Origin of the sequence: Escherichia sp. WS1118, assembly GCF_046487695.1 — a bacterium.
In the GTDB taxonomy this organism is placed as follows: Bacteria; Pseudomonadota; Gammaproteobacteria; order Enterobacterales; family Enterobacteriaceae; genus Escherichia; species Escherichia coli.
Window position 1 is genome coordinate 21,619 of sequence record NZ_JBJQIZ010000016.1, and the last position, 21,229, is coordinate 42,847.

Genomic DNA, 21,229 nt, shown 5'->3' on the forward strand with positions numbered 1-21,229 from the left:
CAATTAACCGCACTGCGGATTACGTGGTAAATCAACAAATCACAAAGTGTTTTGATACGGCAGAATGTTCGAACGCAGCATCTCTTGCGTACCCAGACCGTAGTTGGAGCTCAGGCCGCGAAGTTCGATGTTAAAGCCGATTGCGTTGTCATATACCGCATGTTGTTTATCGTTATCCCAACCGTTCAGCTTCCGCTCGTAACCGACGCGAATCGCATAGCAGCAGGAGCTGTATTGCACACCTAACATAGAGTCGGCTTGCTTGTTCGCATTGGTGTCGTAGTAGTAGGCCCCAACAATGGACCAACGATCGGCAATTGGCCAGCTGGCGACGGCACCTACCTGCGAAATACCATTCTTATATTGCTCAGCAGTGGAATAGTACTTAGGCAGCGTTGCCTGAATATATTCCGGGCTGGCGTAACGGTAATTCAGCTGTACCAGACGGTCTTCATCCCGACGGTATTCAATGCTGGAGTTACTGGTCGCTACGTTATCCAGACGTGTATCGTACTGAATCCCGCCACGCAATCCCCAACGATCAGAGATGCGCCAGTAAGTATCGCCTGCCCATACCAGTGAGCCCGTTTTGTCGTCATTCTCCCATGTTATGTTGTCATCGCCAGTGCGAGACTCCGTGAAATAGTAGATTTGACCAACGGAAATATTAAAACGTTCAACGGCAGCATCATCATATATGCGAGATGTGACACCGGTCGTCACCTGGTTAGCGGAGGCAATACGGTCAAGACCGCCGTAAGTCCGGTCCCGGAACAGGCCGGAGTAGTCAGATTGCAGCAGCGAAGAGTCGTAGTTATAGATTTTGCTCTGATCGCGATATGGCACATACAGATACTGCGCGCGTGGTTCCAGTGTCTGGGTATAGCCCGGCGCCAGCATTTCCATATCACGCTCGAAGACCATTCTACCGTCTACCTTGAACTGCGGCATTACACGGTTAGCGGACTCTGCCAGCTTGGTCGTGTTTCTGGAGTTATACCAGTCAAGATTGGTTTGCTGATAATGGGTTGCCAGCAACTTCGCTTCAGTATTGATGCTGCCCCAGTTATTAGAGAGCGGCAGATTGATGGTCGGTTCCAGGTGAACACGAGTCGCCTCTGGCATGTCATCTCTGGTGTTAACAAAGTGCACCGCCTGGCCGTAAATTCGCGTATCGAAAGGACCGACATCGTTTTGATAGTAGTTAACGTCTAACTGCGGCTCTGCCGAGTAGCTACTGGTGTTCTGCTCGCTGAAGACCTGGAACTGCTTGGTTGAAACGGTGGCATTGAAGTTTTGCACCGCATAGCCAACGCTGAATTTTTGCGTTGCGTAGCCGTCGGTACTGGAACCGTATTTGTTATCGAAGTCATTGAAGTAGCTAGGATCGCTGACTTTGGTGTAGTCGACGTTGAAACGCCACACCTGATCCATGACCCCGGAGTGTTTCCAGTAGAACAACCAACGACGTGAACTGTCATCGTTCGGGTGTTCATCTTTATAGACTTTATCTGAAGGCAGATAGTCCAGTTCCATCAAGCCAGCGCCCGCCTGGGAGAGATAGCGGAATTCGTTCTCCCACATGATGTTGCCACGACGATGCATATAATGCGGCGTGATGGTGGCATCCATATTTGGCGCGATGTTCCAGTAATATGGCAGGTAGAACTCAAAGTAGTTGGTGGTGGTGTACTTGGCGTTCGGGATCAAGAAACCAGAGCGACGTTTGTCACCCACCGGCAACTGCAAATACGGGCTATAAAAGATCGGTACCGGACCCACCTTAAAGCGGGCGTTCCAGATCTCCGCAACTTGTTCTTCGCGGTCATGAATAATTTCGCTACCTACCACGCTCCAGGTGTCAGAACCCGGCAGACAGGAGGTAAAGCTACCGTTATCCAGAATGGTATAGCGGTTTTCGCCACGTTGTTTCATCAGGTCCGCTTTACCGCGACCCTGGCGACCTACCATCTGGTAATCACCTTCCCAGACGTTGGTATCTTTGGTGTTCAGATTCGCCCAGCCTTTCGGCCCTTTGAGGATCACCTGGTTATCGTCGTAATGGACATTACCGAGCGCATCAACGGTACGTACCGGCTCCGGTTGTCCTGGTGCCTCTTTTTGATGGAGCTGCACTTCGTCGGCCTGCAGACGGCTGTTACCCTGCATGATATCCACGCTGCCAGTAAACACGGCGTCATCCGGGTAGTCCCCTTTCGCGTGGTCAGCATTGATAGTCACGGGTAAGTCATTGGTATCGCCCTGTACCAGAGGACGGTCATAGCTTGGCACGCCCAACATGCACTGTGAGGCGAGGTCGGCTGCCAGTCCCTGTTGACTATAAAGGGCGGTGGCAATCATGGTGGCCAGGAGAGTGGGGATACGTTTTTTCATACGTTGATTTTATTGTTCCATCATCGGTAACGTTGCGCGTGACAAACGGTCAGAGACTAACGTACTCGTCATCTCTACGCTAGTGTTAATCCTGTCCGAATAGCGTCTGTGGTGTTAGGCACGGCATTGAATGACAGGTATGATAATGCAAATTATAGGCGATGTCTCACAATAGACCGCAGCCAGAAATGGGTAAAAGCGCCTTTATATTGTGGGAGATAGCCCTGATATCCGTGTGTCGATTTGGGGAATATATGCAGTATTGGGGAAAAATCATTGGCGTGGCCGTGGCCTTAATAATGGGCGGCGGCTTTTGGGGCGTAGTATTGGGCCTGTTAATTGGCCATATGTTTGATAAAGCCCGTAGCCGTAAAATGGCGTGGTTCGCCAACCAGCGTGAGCGTCAGGCGCTGTTTTTTGCCACCACTTTTGAAGTGATGGGGCATTTAACCAAATCCAAAGGTCGCGTCACGGAAGCTGATATTCATATCGCCAGCCAGTTGATGGACCGAATGAACCTTCATGGCGCTTCCCGTACTGCGGCGCAAAATGCGTTCCGGGTGGGAAAATCAGACAATTACCCGCTGCGCGAAAAGATGCGCCAGTTTCGCAGTGTCTGCTTTGGTCGTTTTGACTTAATTCGTATGTTTCTGGAGATCCAGATTCAGGCGGCGTTTGCTGATGGTTCACTGCACCCGAATGAACGGGCGGTGCTGTATGTCATTGCTGAAGAATTAGGGATCTCCCGCGCTCAGTTTGACCAGTTTTTGCGCATGATGCAGGGCGGTGCACAGTTTGGCGGCGGTTATCAGCAGCAATCTGGCGGTGGTAACTGGCAGCAAGCGCAGCGTGGCCCGACGCTGGAAGATGCCTGTAATGTGCTGGGCGTGAAGCCGACGGATGATGCGACCACCATCAAACGTGCCTACCGTAAGCTGATGAGTGAACACCATCCCGATAAGTTGGTGGCGAAAGGTTTGCCGCCAGAGATGATGGAGATGGCGAAGCAGAAAGCGCAGGAAATTCAGCAGGCCTATGAGCTGATAAAGCAGCAGAAAGGGTTTAAATAAGTTTCAACGTGTAGGCCTGATAAGACGCGGTAGGCCGGATAAGACGCGCCAGCGTCGCATCCGGCGAGCAGCATCAGACAATCGGCGCAAAATTGCCGGATGCGGCGTGAACGCCTTCTCCGGCCTACCGAACTTCGCCAGCGTGACTATTAAAAATCCGCTGGTGCTTTAAACGTCATACTATTGCCATACGCCGGATGGGTAATCGTCAGCATCTCTGCATGTAGCAACAAACGCGGTGCCATTGCTCTCGCTTCTGGTGATGCATAAAAACGATCGCCGAGAATCGGATGACCCAGCGCCAGCATATGCACACGCAGCTGATGCGAACGCCCGGTAATCGGTTTTAACACCACTCTTGCCGTGTTATCCGCCGCATATTCCACCACTTCATACTCCGTCTGCGCAGGTTTACCTGTTTCGTAACAGACTTTCTGTTTCGGGCGGTTTGGCCAGTCGCAAATCAGCGGCAGATCCACCAGACCTTCCGCAGGGGATGGATGCCCCCAGACGCGGGCCACATACTGTTTTTTCGGCTCGCGCTCGCGGAACTGGCGTTTTAACTCCCGCTCCGCGGCTTTGGTCAGCGCCACTACAATCACGCCGCTGGTAGCCATATCCAGACGATGCACCGATTCTGCCTGCGGATAATCACGCTGAATGCGCGTCATCACGCTGTCTTTGTGCTCTTCCAGACGCCCCGGCACAGACAACAAACCGCTCGGCTTGTTGACCACCATAATGTGGTCATCCTGATACAGGATAACCAGCCAGGGTTCCTGCGGCGGATTGTAGTTTTCCATCCCCATCTTCGGCTCCGTTACTGATGCGTCACAACGATCAAACGCAGGGCATCCAGACGCCAGCCTGCCTGATCCAGGCTTTCCATTACCTGCTGACGGTTGCTCTCAATGGCGGTCAGTTCGTCGTCCCGAATGTTCGGGTTAACTGCACGCAGCGCTTCCAGACGAGACAGCTCGGCAGACAGTTTTTCGTCGGCTTCGTTACGCGCTGCATCAATCAATGCACGGGCAGATTTCTCGATCTGCGCTTCCCCCAGCTGAAGGATAGCGTGAACATCCTGCTGCACCGCGTTAACCAGCTTGCTGCCGGTGTGACGGTTAACCGCGTTAAGCTGGCGGTTAAAGGTTTCAAACTCTACCTGCGCCGCCAGGTTGTTGCCGTTTTTATCCAGCAGCATACGTACCGGCGTCGGTGGCAGGAAGCGGTTGAGCTGCAACTGCTTCGGAGCCTGGGCTTCAACCACATAAATCAGTTCCACCAACAGCGTACCTACCGGCAACGCTTTGTTTTTCAACAGTGAAATCGTGCTGCTACCGGTATCGCCAGAAAGGATCAGATCCAGACCGTTGCGGATCAGCGGATGCTCCCAGGTAATAAACTGCGCATCTTCACGCGCCAGCGCCACTTCACGATCAAAGGTGATGGTAATACCGTCTTCCGACAGGCCAGGGAAGTCCGGCACCAGCATATGATCGGACGGCGTCAGTACGATCATGTTGTCGCCGCGATCGTCCTGATTGATACCGATAATATCGAACAGGTTCATGGCGAAGGCGATCAGGTTGGTATCGTCATCCTGCTCTTCAATGCTTTCTGCCAGTGCCTGGGCTTTTTCGCCACCGTTGGAGTGGATCTCCAACAGGCGGTCACGCCCCTGTTCCAGTTGTGCTTTCAGCGCTTCATGCTGCTCGCGGCAGTTTTTGATCAGATCGTCAAAGCCTTCGGTCTCATCCGGCGAGGCCAGATAGTTAATCAAATCGTTGTACACGCTATCGTAGATAGTGCGTCCGGTCGGGCAGGTGTGCTCGAATGCATCCAGACCTTCGTGATACCAGCGCACCAGCACCGACTGAGCCGTTTTTTCCAGATAAGGCACATGGATCTGAATATCGTGCGCCTGACCGATACGATCCAGACGACCAATACGCTGCTCCAGCAGATCCGGGTTGAATGGCAGGTCAAACATCACCATGTGGCTGGCGAACTGGAAGTTACGTCCTTCAGAACCGATTTCCGAGCACAGCAGTACCTGTGCGCCGGTGTCTTCTTCGGCAAACCAGGCGGCAGCGCGGTCACGTTCGATAATCGACATGCCTTCGTGGAACACTGCGGCGCGAATACCTTCACGTTCGCGCAGTACCTGCTCCAGTTGCAGCGCAGTGGCCGCTTTGGCGCAGATCACCAGCACTTTCTGAGAGCGATGGCTGGTCAGGTAGCCCATCAGCCATTCAACGCGCGGATCGAAGTTCCACCAGGTGGCGTTATCGCCTTCAAATTCCTGATAAATACGCTCCGGGTAGAGCATATCGCGAGCGCGATCTTCCGCACTTTTACGTGCGCCCATAATGCCGGAGACTTTAATAGCGGTCTGATACTGCGTCGGCAGTGGCAGCTTAATAGTATGCAGCTCGCGTTTCGGGAAGCCTTTCACACCGTTACGGGTGTTACGGAACAGCACGCGGCTGGTACCGTGGCGATCCATCAGCATCGAAACCAGTTCCTGACGGGCGCTCTGGGCATCTTCGCTGTCGCTGTTTGCTGCTTGCAACAGCGGCTCGATATCCTGCTCGCCGATCATCTCACCGAGCATGTTCAGTTCGTCATTGCTGAGTTTGTTACCAGCCAGCAGCATGGCAACGGCGTCCGCAACCGGACGATAATTTTTCTGCTCTTCAACGAATTGCGCAAAATCGTGGAAACGGTTCGGGTCCAGCAGACGCAGACGGGCGAAGTGGCTTTCCATCCCCAGTTGTTCCGGGGTTGCGGTCAGCAGCAGAACGCCGGGCACGTGCTCTGCCAGTTGTTCAATGGCCTGATATTCACGGCTCGGCGCATCTTCGCTCCACACCAGGTGATGCGCTTCATCGACCACCAGTAGATCCCATTCGGCTTCACAGAGATGTTCCAGACGCTGTTTGCTACGACGGGCAAAATCCAGCGAGCAAATAACCAGCTGTTCGGTGTCGAACGGGTTGTAAGCATCGTGCTGAGCTTCGGCATAACGCTCATCATCAAATAGCGCAAAGCGCAGGTTGAAACGGCGCAGCATTTCTACCAGCCACTGATGCTGTAAGGTTTCCGGGACGATAATCAGCACACGTTCAGCAGCGCCAGAGAGCAGTTGCTGATGCAGGATCATCCCGGCTTCAATGGTTTTCCCTAAACCCACTTCGTCAGCCAACAGGACGCGCGGCGCGTGGCGGCGACCAACATCATGAGCGATGTTGAGCTGATGGGGGATCAGGCTGGTACGCTGACCGCGCAGGCCGCTGTACGGCATACGGAACTGTTCGCTGGAATACTTACGCGCGCGATAACGCAGCGCAAAGCGGTCCATACGGTCAATCTGCCCGGCAAACAGACGGTCCTGCGGTTTGCTGAACACCAGTTTGCTATCAAGGAAAACTTCACGCAGGGCTACGCCGGACTCTTCAGTATCCAGGCGAGTACCGATATAGGTCAGCAAGCCATTTTCTTCTTTTACTTCTTCGACTTGCATCTGCCAGCCGTCATGGCTGGTAATGGTATCACCAGGGTTGAACATCACGCGGGTCACGGGGGAATCACTGCGTGCGTACAGACGGTTTTCACCAGTAGATGGGAAAAGTAAAGTGACAGTTCGCGCATCCACCGCGACAACGGTTCCAAGTCCCAATTCGCTTTCTGTATCGCTGATCCAGCGTTGACCAAGTGTAAAAGGCATATGTGTTCGGCTCTATATCTTTAATTGCAGGCAATAACCACCCGCTACCGTGCTTATGAGGTAGTGGTGTTATTCAGGTCCAGGAATGGAAAGGGCGCTATGGTACTGGATGGCAAAGCATTCGTCACGCATCAAAATGGTATCTGGCGAACTCTTTTTTTTGCTCAAAATAGCCCAAGTTGCCCGGTCATAAGTGTAGCAAAATTATCCTCAATAAAAGGGAGTATTCCCTCCGCCACGGGTTGTAGCTGGCGGGTCAGATAGTGTTCGTAATCCAGTGGTGAACGTTGGTAGTCCAGCGGCTCCGGGCCGTTGGTGGTCCATACGTACTTAATGGTGCCGCGGTTCTGATATTGCAAGGGGCGACCGCGCTTATGGTTTTCTTCATCGGCAAGGCGAGCGGCGCGTACATGAGGCGGAACATTACGCTGATATTCGCTCAGCGGACGGCGAAGGCGTTTACGGTAAACCAGCTGCGTGTCCAGTTCGCCCGCCATCAGCTTGTCGATGGTTTCGCGCACGTATTCCTGATATGGCTCGTTGCGGAAGATACGCAGGTACAGCTCCTGCTGAAACTGCTGGGCCAGCGGCGTCCAGTCCGTACGCACGGTTTCCAGCCCTTTAAACACCATCCGCTGTTTGTCGCCCTCCTGAATCAGTCCGGCGTAGCGCTTTTTGCTGCCGGTATCGGCCCCGCGAATGGTTGGCATCAGAAAACGGCAGAAATGGGTTTCATACTCCAGTTCCAGTGCGCTGGTCAGCCGTTGTTTTTGCAGCGTTTCCGCCCACCAGGCGTTAACGTGCTGCACCAGTGCACGACCGATTTTCGCTGCTTCTTCTTCCGAATGTGCACCTTTCAGCCAGACAAACGTTGAGTCGGTATCGCCGTAGATAACATCATAGCCCTGCGCTTCAATCAACGTTTTGGTTTGCCGCATGATCTGATGACCACGCATGGTGATCGACGATGCCAGGCGTGGATCGAAGAAACGGCAGGCGGTGGTGCCGAGCACACCATAAAAGGCATTCATAATGATCTTCAGCGCCTGCGAAAGCGGCTTATTACTCTGACGTTTGGCTTCATCGCGCCCGTGCCAGATGTTAGTCACAATCTCCGGCAGGCAATGTTTCTCCCGTGAGAACCAGGCATCGAGAAAACCTTCGGTACTGTGCTCTGGATCAGGCTGCGCCATGCCTTCCACCAGTCCGACGGGATCAATCAGAAAGGTGCGGATGATCGACGGGTACAGGCTTTTGTAGTCCAGCACCAGCACCGAATCATAAAGCCCAGGTCGCGAATCCATCACGTAGCCGCCAGGGCTGGCGTGCGGCGGCACTTCGCCGAGATTAGGCGCGACATAACCAGCGCGATGCATACGGGGAAAATAGAGATGACCAAACGCTGCCACCGAACCGCCGTGTCGATCTACCGGCAGGCCGTTCACCGTCGCCCGTTCGAGCAAAAACGGCATGATTTCAGTTTTGTGGAAGATCTGCGTCACCAGCTCGCAATCTTTCAGGTTATAAGTTGCCAGCGCAGGCTTATCTTCGGCGAAACGGCGGTCAATTTCGTCCATTCGATCCCACGGGTTATCGATAGATTTTCCTTCGCCTAATAACTCCTGAGCGACGGTTTCCAGCGAGAATGAAGAGAAATTCCAGAACGCGGATTTCAGCGCCTCGATACCGTCGATAATCAGTCGCCCTTTGGCCTGAGCAAAAAAGACGCCGTTTTTAAAGCCGTGCTCGCGCCACTCCAGCTCGCTGTTATCACGCCCCAGACGCAGCGGAATACGGTAACGCTCGGCATGTTTTTGCAGCATTCGCAGATCGAACTGCACCACGTTCCAACCGATGATCACATCAGGATCATGAGTCGCAAACCAGGCGTTAAGTTTTTCCAGTAGCAGCGGGCGGCTGGCGACGTATTCCAGTTCAAAATCGAGCGCGGAGGCGTCGCCATTCTCTGGCCCCAGCATATAAACGATACGCTGCCCGCAACCTTCCAGGCCGATGCAGTACAGCTCACCGTGGCGGGTGGTTTCAATATCAATAGAAACCCACTTGAGCGGCGGACGATAGTCGGGATGCGGTTTCAGACGGGCATTAACGATAGCGCCATTGCGTATATCACCCTCGACCCACACCGGTGAGGTGATAAACCGCTCCATCAGATAGCGTTCTGGCGGGCGCACATCGGCCTCGTAGACGGTAACGCCACCTTCACGCAGGCGCTTTTCGTAATTCATCAACTGGCGATGGGCGCGACAGTAAAGGCCATATACCGGCTGGCGGTGAAAATCTTTTAACGCCAGCGGCGTCAGGCGAAAGCCTTGTTCACCCTGCAAAATATGCTGAGCGCGGGGAACCTGATCGGCGGGAATAAATGCCACGGACTCTTGCGGCGCAAGCGTAACCTGCAACGGCCCGTTGTCCGTTGCCAGCCAGAAGGAGACCTCTGTTCCTTGCGGGGTGTCCCGCCAGTGTCGGGTTAAGATAAAACCTGCCTGCGCCACGCTGAAAATCCAATAAAAAACCAGGCTTGATTATAGCCTGGTTTCGTTTGATTGGCTGTGGTTTTATACAGTCATTACTGCCCGTAATATGCCTTCGCACCATGCTTACGCAGATAGTGTTTATCCAGCAGCGTTTGCTGCATATCCGGTAACTGCGGCGCTAACTGACGGCAGAATATCCCCATATAAGCGACTTCTTCCAGCACGATGGCGTTGTGCACCGCATCTTCGGCATTTTTGCCCCATGCAAACGGGCCGTGAGAATGGACCAGAACGCCGGGCATTTGTGCTGCGTCGATCCCCTGTTTTTCGAAGGTTTCTACGATGACGTTACCGGTTTCCCACTCATATTCACCGTTGATTTCTGCGTCGGTCATTTTGCGGGTGCAGGGAATGGTGCCGTAGAAATAGTCGGCGTGGGTGGTACCGGTTGCCGGAATTGACTGGCCCGCCTGCGCCCAGATGGTGGCGTGGCGCGAGTGTGTGTGCACAATGCCGCCAATAGACGGGAATGCCTGATAGAGCAGCCGGTGAGTTGGCGTGTCGGAGGAGGGCTTTTTCGTACCTTCAACCACTTCACCGGTTTCGATGCTGACCACGACCATATCGTCAGCGGTCATGATGCTGTAGTCGACGCCGGAAGGTTTGATCACCAGGACGCCGCGCCCGCGATCAACGGCGCTGACATTGCCCCAGGTGAGCGTGACCAGGTTGTGTTTTGGCAGCGCCAGGTTGGCTTCTAATACCTGGCGTTTGAGATCTTCTAACATGTTGACTCCTTCGTGCCGGATGCGCTTTGCTTATCCGGCCTACAAAATCGCAGCGTGTAGGCCTGATAAGACGCGTCGGCGTCGCATCAGGCGGTGAATGCCGGATGCGCTTTGCTTATCCGGCCTACAAATCCGGAACGCGTAGGCCTGATAAGACGCGCCAGCGCCGCATCAGGCGGTGAATGCCGGATGCGCTTTGCTTATCTGGCCTACAAAATCGCAGCGTGTAGGCCTGATAAGACGCGTCGGCGTCGCATCAGGCGTTACATACCTGATGCGGCTACTTAGCGACGAAATCCGTAATACACTTCGTTCCAGCGCAGCGCGTCTTTAAACGCTGGAAGGCGGGTATCGTTATCAATCACTGTGATTTCAATGTCGTGCATCTCGGCGAACTGGCGCATATCGTTGAGGTTCAGCGCATGGCTGAAGACGGTATGGTGCGCGCCACCGGCAAGGATCCACGCTTCGGAAGCGGTCGGCAGATCCGGTTGCGCTTTCCACAGCGCATTCGCCACCGGCAGTTTCGGCAGGGAGTGCGGTGTTTTCACCGTGTCGATGCAGTTAACCAGCAGACGGTAACGATCGCCGAGATCAATCAGGCTGGCGACAATGGCTGGACCGGTTTGAGTGTTGAAGATCAGGCGGGCAGGATCGTCTTTACCGCCAATACCGAGATGCTGAACGTCGAGGATCGGTTTCTCTTCCACAGCGATCGACGGACAGACTTCCAGCATATGGGAGCCGAGTACCAGGTCATTACCTTTCTCGAAGTGATAGGTGTAGTCCTCCATAAAGGAGGTGCCGCCCTGCAGACCGGTTGACATCACCTTCATGATGCGAAGCAGGGCGGCAGTTTTCCAGTCGCCTTCGCCCGCAAAGCCGTAGCCCTGCTGCATCAGACGCTGTACGGCCAGACCCGGAAGCTGTTTCAGGCCGTGCAAATCTTCAAAGGTAGTTGTGAAAGCGTGGAAGCCACCTTGTTCCAGGAAACGCTTCATCCCCAGCTCAATACGCGCCGCTTCCAGCACGTTCTGTCGTTTTTCGCCGTGGATTTGTGTGGCAGGTGTCATGGTGTAGCAGCTTTCGTACTCATCGACCAGCGCGTTAACATCGCCGTCGCTGATGGAGTTCACCACCTGCACCAGATCGCCAACCGCCCAGGTATTGACGGAGAAACCGAACTTGATCTGTGCGGCAACTTTATCGCCATCGGTGACCGCTACTTCACGCATGTTATCGCCAAAACGGCAGACTTTCAGATGACGGGTATCCTGTTTAGAGACCGCCTGACGCATCCAGGAGCCGATACGCTCATGTGCTTGTTTATCCTGCCAGTGACCGGTAACGACGGCATGTTGTTGACGCATACGCGCGCCGATGAAGCCGAACTCGCGACCGCCATGCGCGGTCTGGTTCAGGTTCATAAAGTCCATGTCGATGCTGTCCCACGGCAGCGCCGCGTTGAACTGGGTGTGGAATTGCAGCAACGGTTTGTTGAGCATGGTCAGGCCGTTGATCCACATTTTGGCCGGGGAGAAAGTGTGCAGCCACACTACCAGCCCGGCGCAACGATCGTCGTAATTCGCGTCGCGGCAAATAGCGGTGATTTCATCCGGCGTGGTGCCCAGCGGTTTCAGCACCAGTTTGCAGGGCAACTTCGCTTCTGTATTCAGTGCATTAACAACGTGTTCCGCATGTTGCGTCACCTGGCGCAGAGTCTCCGGGCCGTAAAGATGCTGGCTGCCAATTACAAACCACACTTCATAATTATCAAAAATCGTCATTGTCGTGTCCTTATAGAGTCGGAACGGCCTGGGCAGCCTGTGCCGGGGCGGAAGTTGGAAGATAGTGTTGTTCGGCGCTCATCGCCCATTGCTGATAGCGGCGATAAAGCTGTTCAAAGCGTTGTGCCTGTTCGCTGCGCGGTTGCAGGGTTTTCTCTACCGCACTGGCCATTTTTTGCTGGGCTGATGGGATGTCTGCGTGCACTTTCGCGGCGACAGCAGCAAAAATCGCCGCACCGAGCGCACAGCACTGGTCAGAGGCAACAATTTGCAGCGGGCGATTCAGCACGTCGCAGCAGGCCTGCATAATGACCTGGTTTTTCCGCGCGATGCCGCCCAGCGCCATCACGTTATTGACGGCGATCCCCTGATCGGTGAAGCACTCCATAATTGCGCGTGCGCCAAAGGCGGTGGCGGCAATTAAACCGCCGAACAGCAGCGGAGCGTCGGTGGCGAGGTTCAGATCGGTAATCACTCCTTTCAGGCGTTGGTTAGCGTTTGGCGTGCGGCGACCGTTAAACCAGTCGAGCACCACCGGCAGGTGATCCAGAGACGGATTTTTGGCCCATGCTTCGGTCAGCGCCGGAAGCAGTGGTTTCTGGCTGGCGTTGATTTGCTCTTTCAGTTCCGGATGCTGGGCGGCAAGCTGTTCCAGCGGCCAGCTGAGTATGCGTCCAAACCAGGCGTAGATATCCCCAAATGCCGATTGGCCTGCTTCCAGACCGATAAATCCAGGCACCACGCTGCCATCAACCTGACCGCAAATACCTTTCACTGCCCGCTCGCCAACGCTCTGTTTGTCGGCAATCAGAATGTCGCAGGTGGAAGTACCGATAACTTTTACCAGTGCGTTAGGCTGTGCGCCTGCGCCAACTGCGCCCATATGGCAGTCAAACGCGCCGCCGGAAATCACCACGCTTTCAGGCAGGCCGAGACGCTGCGCCCATTCCGGGCATAAGGTGCCCACCGGAATATCGGCAGTCCAGGTTTCAGTGAACAGCGGGGAAGGTAAATGGCGATTGAGGATTGGGTCCAGCTCATCAAAGAAACTGGCTGGCGGCAGGCCGCCCCAGCTTTCGTGCCACAGCGATTTATGTCCGGCGCTGCAACGTCCGCGACGAATATCCTGCGGGCGCGTGGTGCCACTGAGCAGGGCGGGCACCCAGTCGCACAGCTCAATCCATGATGCGGCAGATTGTGCCACGGCGTTGTCCTGGCGAGTTACATGCAGGATTTTTGCCCAGAACCATTCGCTGGAATAAATACCGCCAATATAGCGGGAGTAGTCAACGTTGCCCGGCGTGTGACATAAGCGGGTAATCTCTTCCGCTTCTTCAACCGCGGTGTGGTCTTTCCACAATACGAACATCGCGTTCGGGTTTTCTGCAAACTCCGGGCGCAGCGCCAGCACGTTACCGTCGGCGTCAATCGGTGCGGGCGTCGAGCCGGTTGTGTCAACGCCAATCCCGACCACAGCTGCGCGCTGTTCGACGCTAAGCTCTGCAAGCACAGTTTTCAGCGCCGCTTCCATTGACTCAATGTAGTCACGCGGATGATGACGGAACTGGTTATTCGGGGCATCACAAAATTGCCCGTTCTGCCAACGGGGATACCACTCTACGCTGGTGGCGATCTCTTCACCGGTGGCACATTCCACCGCCAAAGCTCGCACAGAATCACTGCCAAAATCGAGGCCAATTGCAATCGCCATCGTTTCACTCCATCCAAAAAAACGGGTATGGAGAAACAGTAGAGAGTTGCGAAAAAAAACGTCAGGCTGGATCCGCTAATATTATGGATAAAAATGCTATGGCATAGCAAAGTGTGACGCCGTGCAAATAATCAATGTGGACTTTTCTGCCGTGATTATAGACACTTTTGTTACGCGTTTTTGTCATGGCTTTGGTCCCGCTTTGTTACAGAATGCTTTTAATAAGCGGGGTTACCGGTTGGGTTAGCGAGAAGAGCCAGTAAAAGACGCAGTGACGGCAATGTCTGATGCAATATGGACAATTGGTTTCTTCTCTGAATGGCGGGAGTATGAAAAGTATGGCTGAAGCGCAAAATGATCCCCTGCTGCCGGGATACTCGTTTAACGCCCATCTGGTGGCGGGTTTAACGCCGATTGAGGCCAACGGTTATCTCGATTTTTTTATCGACCGACCGCTGGGAATGAAAGGTTATATTCTCAATCTCACCATTCGCGGTCAGGGGGTGGTGAAAAATCAGGGACGAGAATTTGTCTGCCGACCGGGTGATATTTTGCTGTTCCCGCCTGGAGAGATTCATCACTACGGTCGTCATCCGGAGGCTCGCGAATGGTATCACCAGTGGGTTTACTTTCGTCCGCGCGCCTACTGGCATGAATGGCTTAACTGGCCGTCGATATTTGCCAATACCGGTTTCTTTCGCCCGGATGAAGCGCACCAGCCGCATTTCAGCGACCTGTTTGGGCAAATCATTAATGCCGGACAAGGGGAAGGGCGCTATTCGGAATTGCTGGCGATAAATCTGCTTGAGCAATTGTTACTGCGGCGCATGGAAGCGATTAACGAGTCGCTTCATCCGCCGATGGATAATCGGGTACGCGAGGCTTGTCAGTACATCAGCGATCACCTGGCAGACAGTAATTTTGATATCGCCAGCGTCGCACAGCATGTCTGCCTGTCGCCGTCGCGTCTGTCGCATTTGTTCCGCCAGCAGTTAGGGATTAGCGTATTAAGCTGGCGCGAGGACCAGCGCATCAGTCAGGCGAAGCTGCTTTTGAGCACCACCCGGATGCCTATCGCCACCGTCGGTCGCAATGTCGGTTTTGATGATCAACTCTATTTCTCGCGAGTATTTAAAAAATGCACCGGGGCCAGCCCGAGCGAGTTCCGTGCCGGTTGTGAAGAAAAAGTGAATGATGTAGCCGCCAAGTTGTCATAATTGGTAACGAATCAGATAATTGACGGCTTGACGGAGTAGCATAGGGTTTGCAGAATCCCTGCTTCGTCCATTTGACAGGCACATTATGCAAGCATTGCTGGAACACTTTATTACCCAATCCACCGTGTATTCATTGATGGCGGTGGTGTTGGTGGCCTTTCTGGAGTCGCTGGCGCTGGTCGGTTTGATTCTGCCCGGTACGGTGCTGATGGCGGGGCTGGGAGCGCTGATTGGTAGCGGTGAGTTAAGTTTCTGGTACGCCTGGCTGGCGGGGATTATTGGCTGCCTGATGGGCGACTGGATCTCCTTCTGGCTGGGCTGGCGTTTTAAAAAGCCGTTGCATCGCTGGTCATTTCTGAAGAAGAACAAAGCATTACTCGATAAAACCGAACATGCGCTGCATCAGCACAGCATGTTCACCATTCTGGTCGGTCGTTTTGTCGGCCCGACGCGTCCGCTGGTACCAATGGTGGCGGGAATGCTGGATCTCCCGGTGGCAAAATTTATTACGCCGAATATTATCGGCTGCTTGCTGTGGCCACCGTTTTACTTCCTGCCGGGGATTCTGGCGGGTGCGGCGATCGATATTCCTGCCGGGATGCAGAGCGGTGAGTTTAAATGGTTGCTGCTGGCAACAGCGGTGTTTTTGTGGGTTGGAGGCTGGCTGTGCTGGCGGTTATGGCGCAGCGGTAAAGCGACTGACCGTTTGAGTCATTATTTGTCCCGCGGTCGTTTGTTGTGGCTGACTCCGTTGATTTCTGCCATCGGCGTGGTGGCGCTGGTGGTGTTAATTCGCCACCCGTTGATGCCGGTGTATATCGATATTTTGCGTAAAGTGGTTGGGGTTTAGAGGATAGCTTTGTGCGGGTTGCCTGATGCGACGCTTGCCGCGTCTTATCAGGCCTACAAAACGCACTACCTGTAGGTCGGATAAGGCGTTCACGCCGCATCCGACAGTGCATATTAACCTTTAATTCCCAACAGCGCCGAAGCACTCGCCTTACCGCTCAACAACTCATCGGTCTTACCCTGCCAGGCGATACGCCCGTCGGCGACCACCACCGAGCGCGTGGCGATCCGCGCCGCATCTTCCACACTGTGCGACACCATCAAGAGCGTCATTTTTTGCTGTTGGCAGCTCGAACTCACCAGCGTCAGCATCTCCTGACGTAGCGCCGGATCGAGTGCGGAAAACGGTTCATCGAGCAATAAAATGGGCTGTTCGCGTACCAGACAACGCGCTAACGCCACGCGCTGTCGCTGACCGCCGGAAAGCTCGCCAGGTAACCGCGCCATTAAATTATCAATCCCCATCTGGTGGGCAATCGCGTGCATTTTCTTCTGCTGCGCCGCATTTAGTTTCAACCCCGGATTTAGCCCCAGCCCGATGTTCTGCGCGACCGTCAGGTGGCTGAACAGGTTGTTCTCCTGAAACAGCATCGACACCGGACGGCGTGACGGCGGCGTCGTGGTGTGATCTACGCCGTCGATAGTCAGCGAACCGCTGGCTGGCGTCAGAAAACCGGCGATCAAATTAAGCAGGGTACTTTTACCCGCGCCGCTTGGCCCGAGGATAGCCACCTGCTCGCCGCGTTCCACCGTTAAGCTAAAACGCATCGGCAAATGGTGGTAAAGCCAGGTGATATCAGTCAGTTTTAACATTTCGCCCCGGTATTTTTTCAATCACGGTAAACAGCAGAAAACAGAGCAGCAGCAGAATTAACGCGGTGACCGCGCCGTCCTGGCTGCGATAGGAGCCAATTTGCTGGTAGAGATAAAACGGCAGGGTACGGAAATCATCGTTACCGAACAATGCCACCACGCCAAAATCACCAATCGACAGCACACAAGCAAAGGCCAGCGCCTGCGCCAGTGGACGTTTCAGGGCGCGCAGCTCCACCACTTTTAAGCGTGACCAGCCTTCAATGCCCAGCGACTGACACAACATGCTGTAGCGGGCGGTGATATCGCGCATCGGGTTTTCCAGCACTTTCAGCGCATAAGGGATTGCCATTAACGCATTGGTGAAAATCACAATGCCGTCAGCAGATTGTGGCAGGCCGATAGTGTTGTTGAGCAGTAAAAAGAAGCCCGTAGCCAGCACAATCCCCGGCATGGCGAGGATCAACATGCCGCTCATCTCCAGCGCCTGACCCGCCAGCATTTTCTGCCGCGCCCGAAGTTCGCGACTGCTCCATAGCAGCATCATGGTCAGCACTACGCACAATACGCCTGCCGCCAGCGCAATACGCAACGAGGTCCACAGCGCCTGCCACAGCACCGGTTGTGCCAGCACTTCCGGCAACTGGCGATTTACCCCATCGACGATCACCGCCAGTAACGGTGGCAGCAACAGCAGCAGCGCCAGCACAATTAACGCCGTGTCGCAAATGCGACTATGCAGACGATCGTCCGGGTCGCGCCAGCCTTGCAGCAGTGTGGTACCAGGCGCAATGGCCTTACTCAATCGCTGACTCAACAGCACCAGCCCGAGGCAGCACACCATCTGGATCAGCGCCAGCATTGCCGCGCGGGCAGGATCGTAGTCGTAACTCAGTGCCTGATAGATTGCCAGCTCGATAGTGGTCGCCTGCGGACCGCCGCCCAGCGATAGCACGGTGGCGAAGCTGGCGAAACAGAGCATAAAGATTAGTGCGGCAACCGGCGGGATTTGTCGCCGTAACCACGGCCATTCGACGAAACGGAAAAAATGCCAGCCGCGCATCCCAAGTTGGGCGGCAAGCTGACGTTGTTCGCCGGGAATGTTTTCCAGTGCCTGGAGTAATAAACGGCTAGCCATCGGCAGATTAAAAAACACATGGGCCAGCAAAATGCCTTGCAGGCCGTAGGGCGAAAAGGTCCACTCCAGACCAAGTGATTGCCAGAGCGAGGCCAGCCAGCCCTGGCGACCATAGACGCTAAGAATGCCGAAAACAGCAACCAGCACCGGGAGGATCAAGGTCATTGCGCACAGACGCAACAGCATCTGTCGCCCAGGAAAGCGCCTGCGATAGAGGGCGCGGGCGAGGAATATTGCGGGTACGACAGAGAGCAGCGCCGAGAGAAACGCCTGCCAGAAGGAGAAGCGCACCACATGCCACAGGTAGCTGTCCTGCCAGACTGCCACCCAGTCACCCTGCGGCGCGTTCCACCACAGGGCGAGAAACGCCGCCAGTGCAACCGCTACCACCAGCGTGGCGGCGCTTACGCCTGGAATTAACCAGCCGGGAATTAACGGCTGACGGCGCGTTGCCATTCGCTAATCCATGCCTGACGTTGTGCCGCCACTTCGGCGGGTGTGAACTCTAGCGTGGTGGCTGGTTTGGTCAATTGTTCAAATCCTGCAGGCAGAGTGACGTTTGCTACCGGATACATCCAGTTGCCGGTTGGGATCGCATTCTGAAAAGCCGGAGAAACCATAAACTGGAGGAATTTTTGCGCCAGCTCTGGCTGCTTGCTGGCAGCGGTGCGGGCGGCAACTTCCACCTGCAGATAGTGACCTTCGCTAAAGTTTGTGGCGGCGTAGTTATCTTTCTTCTCTTCGAGAATGTGATAAGCCGGAGAGGTGGTGTAACTCAGTACCAGATCGCTTTCGCCTTTTAAAAACAGGCCGTAGGCTTCGCTCCAGCCTTTGGTGACCGTGACAGTTTTCTTCGCCAGTTTCTGCCAGGCTTGCGGGGCGTTATCGCCATAGACTTTTTGCATCCATAGCAACAGACCCAGCCCCGGCGTACTGGTACGTGGATCTTCATAAATCACCCGCCAGTTCTGATCGCTCTCAACCAGTTCTTTCAGGCTTTGCGGCGGATTTTTCAGTTTGTTCTTGTCATAGACGAAGGCGAAATAGCCGTAATCAAACGGTACGAAAGTGTCATTATTCCAGCCGCCGGGAACGTTTACAGCCTCTGTCGCTACGCCGCTTTTGGCAAACAACCCGGTTTTGCTGGCGGCGTCCAGCAGGTTGTTATCCAGCCCCAGCACCACATCGGCTTTGCTGTTTTTGCCTTCCATCCGTAGACGGTTGAGCAGCGAAACGCCATCTTCCAGCGCCACCAGTTTCAGTTCGCAATTACAGTCTGCTTCAAAGGCTTTTTTGACTACCGGACCAGGTCCCCAGTCAGCGGCAAAGGAATCGTAGGTATAAACAGTCAGAACAGGTTTAGCGAAAACAGGCGCTGTGCACAGCAACAGCAGGGGAAGACATTTTTTTAACACTTTGCACCTCACAAAAGAGTGGCAAAGGACTTGAGAAGGAGCCTCAAATCCCTTCGCCGGCGTTATCCGGATCAGGTTCGACGGGTATTTTCTCAGCGCACGCGGCTGCGTGGCACCCCGTTGAGAACGGCGTTAGTGTAGTGATTTTGTTATCAACCAGCAATCATGGATCCGGTGGTGCAAACCACGCTGATTTAAAATCGAACCAGCCGAGGGTGTTCATGCGCAGGCCGCGCATACTACGTTGCCCCTGAATGATCAGCCAGTGGTGGATAAGTGGCACCATTGCTTTGCTGGCGACCAGTTGCTGGCACCAGTTCGCCAGGTTCATTTCGCCATTGCGCCAGCGGGCGGCGTCGGCTTGCCAGTCGATCGGAATACAGTGTTGGAGCAGCGGCACCTCGCACAAGTGCGCGAACAGCGAAAAATCCAGCGGCAGCGTAAAGTTGGCGCTGTTAAGCCAGATATCGCTCTCGATCTCTCCTTCATGCCACTGATCGTAGCTGATCTCTTTGATTTTCAGCGTGACCTGGTGACTTGCCAGAATCTGCTGCATGATCCCGGCAATCACCCGATGTTCAATATGATCCTGATAAAAGGTCAGGGTAAGGTTTTCCAGCCCCGCGGGTTTTTCGCAATGTGTCGGGCGGGCATGGTGCCAACGGGGGAGCAGTCCATAAGCCGGGAACCACAGTTGCTGGTACTGTTCCTCAGCGAAATAGACCAGATTCGTCGGAGAAAGCACATAGCTTACCCAGTCTCTGACTTGCTGATTCGCCCCTCGATGGGTGCGGCTGTCGAACAGTAAATAGTAGCAACCTTCCTCCAGGCGGCTTTCAATCTCTTTTTCCTCGCCCTGTGGACCTTTTAGCATCAGCCCTCCGGCTGGCTCGTCGGCAATTTCCGGCAGAACCCAGACGTTAACTTCGTCGATTAATGCCCGGTAACCGAAGAAGTCATCGAATGCCTGAATTTTCAGTTGATTGGTGCTGTTGCGGATCACCGCATACGGACCGGTGCCGATGGGATGGCTGGCAAAGTTACTGAGGGTTTCCCATTCGCGCGGCAGGATCATTGCCGGAACTTGCCCCAGCAGTAACGGCAACCAGCGGTCCGGTTGCGTGAGATGGATATCCAGCGTCCAGGGCGTCGGCGACACAATGTCAGCAATATGCGAATAGAGCGGAAGCGTATTGATTCGTTTTAAAGAGGAGATCACATCGTCCATTTCCAGTTCACGACCATGGTGAAAATGGACTCCTGGACGCAAAAAGAAACGCCAGTGAAGCGGTGATATTTGCTGCCAGTGGTGTGCGATGTCTGCTTCCAGTTCCCCATTTTCCTCATTTATGCGCGTTAGCGAACTGAAGATTTGCCGGGCGATATGGGTTTCAGAACGGCGCAATGCGCTGCCAGGTAGCAGATTACGCAACGGACGATAGTAGAGCACGCGCAGGATGTGCCGTCCCTGGCGGAAGCTGCGGCCCAGATGAGAAACCAGCATTTGCCGCACAGTCGCTTTGTCGCCAACCAACTGCACTAGTTGGTCGATACGATCCTGCTCCAGCAGGTCTTCCGCCCGCTGTTGCTGAAGCGCCAGCCCGGTATAGAGGAATGTCAGGCGTGAACGTTTACCGCGCCCGACTTCCGCTTCCCACGTCAGCCAGCCGCGATCCTGCATGGTGTTGAGCAGGGTGCGCATATGACGACGCGAGCAACTCAGTAACGCTGCCAGTTCGTTGAGAGTGGTCTCCTGAGATTTACCCTCGCAGCATTGCCACAGGCGGATGAACTGTTGTTGCAGACGAGCAGATGGCATAAA

At 54.5% G+C, this 21,229-nt stretch carries 14 protein-coding genes and 1 riboswitch; of the genes, 3 read left to right on the forward strand and 11 right to left on the reverse strand.

What is annotated here, in order from left to right; translation table 11 throughout:
- Positions 1–39: 39 nt before the first annotated feature.
- Complete coding sequence (lptD, locus tag ACJHYO_RS20935; protein ID WP_021523580.1) at positions 40–2,394, reverse strand: LPS assembly protein LptD; 2,355 nt, start codon at positions 2,392–2,394, stop codon at positions 40–42.
- A gap of 254 nt (positions 2,395–2,648) precedes the next feature.
- Between lptD and djlA the strand changes: the two genes are divergently transcribed.
- Complete coding sequence (djlA, locus tag ACJHYO_RS20940; protein WP_001200560.1) at positions 2,649–3,464, forward strand: co-chaperone DjlA; 816 nt, start codon at positions 2,649–2,651, stop codon at positions 3,462–3,464.
- A gap of 149 nt (positions 3,465–3,613) precedes the next feature.
- Here the strand turns inward: djlA and rluA are convergent, their stop codons facing one another.
- From rluA to araB, 6 genes are all read right to left on the reverse strand, one after another.
- Positions 3,614–4,273: a bifunctional tRNA pseudouridine(32) synthase/23S rRNA pseudouridine(746) synthase RluA gene (gene rluA / locus ACJHYO_RS20945; RefSeq protein ID WP_000525176.1), complete on the reverse strand. Its 660-nt coding sequence runs from the start codon at positions 4,271–4,273 to the stop codon at positions 3,614–3,616.
- Positions 4,274–4,284: 11 nt separating this feature from the next.
- Entirely contained in the window at positions 4,285–7,191 is a 2,907-nt protein-coding gene (gene rapA / locus ACJHYO_RS20950; protein WP_001117001.1) for an RNA polymerase-associated protein RapA, read from the reverse strand.
- A 164-nt stretch (positions 7,192–7,355) separates the two neighbouring features.
- Positions 7,356–9,707: a DNA polymerase II gene (polB, locus tag ACJHYO_RS20955; RefSeq protein ID WP_085455677.1), complete on the reverse strand. Its 2,352-nt coding sequence runs from the start codon at positions 9,705–9,707 to the stop codon at positions 7,356–7,358.
- Between the two features lie 74 nt (positions 9,708–9,781).
- Positions 9,782–10,477, reverse strand: coding sequence for an L-ribulose-5-phosphate 4-epimerase (gene araD, locus ACJHYO_RS20960; protein WP_000888698.1), 696 nt, complete (start codon positions 10,475–10,477; stop codon positions 9,782–9,784).
- A gap of 284 nt (positions 10,478–10,761) precedes the next feature.
- On the reverse strand, positions 10,762–12,264 hold the full coding sequence (gene araA, locus ACJHYO_RS20965; RefSeq protein ID WP_000151734.1) for an L-arabinose isomerase: 1,503 nt from the start codon (positions 12,262–12,264) through the stop codon (positions 10,762–10,764).
- A 10-nt stretch (positions 12,265–12,274) separates the two neighbouring features.
- Positions 12,275–13,975, reverse strand: coding sequence for a ribulokinase (gene araB, locus ACJHYO_RS20970; RefSeq protein WP_085455678.1), 1,701 nt, complete (start codon positions 13,973–13,975; stop codon positions 12,275–12,277).
- Between the two features lie 338 nt (positions 13,976–14,313).
- Here araB and araC point away from each other — a divergent pair, with 338 nt between their 5' ends.
- Together araC and ACJHYO_RS20980 are read left to right on the forward strand one after the other, a co-directional pair.
- Positions 14,314–15,192: an arabinose operon transcriptional regulator AraC gene (gene araC, locus ACJHYO_RS20975; RefSeq protein ID WP_001561401.1), complete on the forward strand. Its 879-nt coding sequence runs from the start codon at positions 14,314–14,316 to the stop codon at positions 15,190–15,192.
- Between the two features lie 85 nt (positions 15,193–15,277).
- Positions 15,278–16,042: a DedA family protein gene (locus ACJHYO_RS20980; RefSeq protein WP_001148423.1), complete on the forward strand. Its 765-nt coding sequence runs from the start codon at positions 15,278–15,280 to the stop codon at positions 16,040–16,042.
- 113 nt (positions 16,043–16,155) lie between these two features.
- Here ACJHYO_RS20980 and thiQ read toward each other — a convergent pair whose 3' ends face one another.
- The 4 genes from thiQ to sgrR form a co-directional block, all read right to left on the reverse strand.
- Positions 16,156–16,854 carry a thiamine ABC transporter ATP-binding protein ThiQ gene (thiQ, locus tag ACJHYO_RS20985; RefSeq protein ID WP_000916297.1) on the reverse strand — a complete coding sequence of 233 codons (699 nt, stop codon included), beginning with the start codon at positions 16,852–16,854 and terminating at the stop codon, positions 16,156–16,158.
- The gene (gene thiP, locus ACJHYO_RS20990) at positions 16,838–18,448 is read right to left on the reverse strand and encodes a thiamine/thiamine pyrophosphate ABC transporter permease ThiP (RefSeq protein ID WP_001682559.1); all 1,611 of its coding nucleotides are present in this window, start codon (positions 18,446–18,448) and stop codon (positions 16,838–16,840) included. Before thiP ends, thiQ begins: the two co-directional genes overlap by 17 nt.
- Entirely contained in the window at positions 18,424–19,407 is a 984-nt protein-coding gene (gene thiB / locus ACJHYO_RS20995) for a thiamine ABC transporter substrate binding subunit (protein WP_001591521.1), read from the reverse strand. Before thiB ends, thiP begins: the two co-directional genes overlap by 25 nt.
- Positions 19,408–19,437: 30 nt before the next feature.
- A riboswitch (TPP riboswitch) is annotated at positions 19,438–19,537 on the reverse strand.
- 33 nt (positions 19,538–19,570) lie between these two features.
- Positions 19,571–21,226 (reverse strand): DNA-binding transcriptional regulator SgrR, encoded by a 1,656-nt coding sequence (sgrR, locus tag ACJHYO_RS21000; RefSeq protein WP_001468141.1) that lies wholly within the window; start codon positions 21,224–21,226, stop codon positions 19,571–19,573.
- Positions 21,227–21,229: the final 3 nt, after the last annotated feature.

Coding starts and splice junctions, on each gene's coding strand:
- ACJHYO_RS20980 (WP_001148423.1), top strand. CDS start 15,278: ATGCAAGCATTGCTGGAACACTTTATTACCCAATCCACCGTGTATTCA.
- araA (WP_000151734.1), bottom strand. CDS start 12,264: ATGACGATTTTTGATAATTATGAAGTGTGGTTTGTAATTGGCAGCCAG.
- lptD (WP_021523580.1), bottom strand. CDS start 2,394: ATGAAAAAACGTATCCCCACTCTCCTGGCCACCATGATTGCCACCGCC.
- araC (WP_001561401.1), top strand. CDS start 14,314: ATGGCTGAAGCGCAAAATGATCCCCTGCTGCCGGGATACTCGTTTAAC.
- thiP (WP_001682559.1), bottom strand. CDS start 18,448: ATGGCAACGCGCCGTCAGCCGTTAATTCCCGGCTGGTTAATTCCAGGC.
- djlA (WP_001200560.1), top strand. CDS start 2,649: ATGCAGTATTGGGGAAAAATCATTGGCGTGGCCGTGGCCTTAATAATG.
- sgrR (WP_001468141.1), bottom strand. CDS start 21,226: ATGCCATCTGCTCGTCTGCAACAACAGTTCATCCGCCTGTGGCAATGC.
- rluA (WP_000525176.1), bottom strand. CDS start 4,273: ATGGGGATGGAAAACTACAATCCGCCGCAGGAACCCTGGCTGGTTATC.
- thiQ (WP_000916297.1), bottom strand. CDS start 16,854: ATGTTAAAACTGACTGATATCACCTGGCTTTACCACCATTTGCCGATG.
- araB (WP_085455678.1), bottom strand. CDS start 13,975: ATGGCGATTGCAATTGGCCTCGATTTTGGCAGTGATTCTGTGCGAGCT.
- rapA (WP_001117001.1), bottom strand. CDS start 7,191: ATGCCTTTTACACTTGGTCAACGCTGGATCAGCGATACAGAAAGCGAA.
- araD (WP_000888698.1), bottom strand. CDS start 10,477: ATGTTAGAAGATCTCAAACGCCAGGTATTAGAAGCCAACCTGGCGCTG.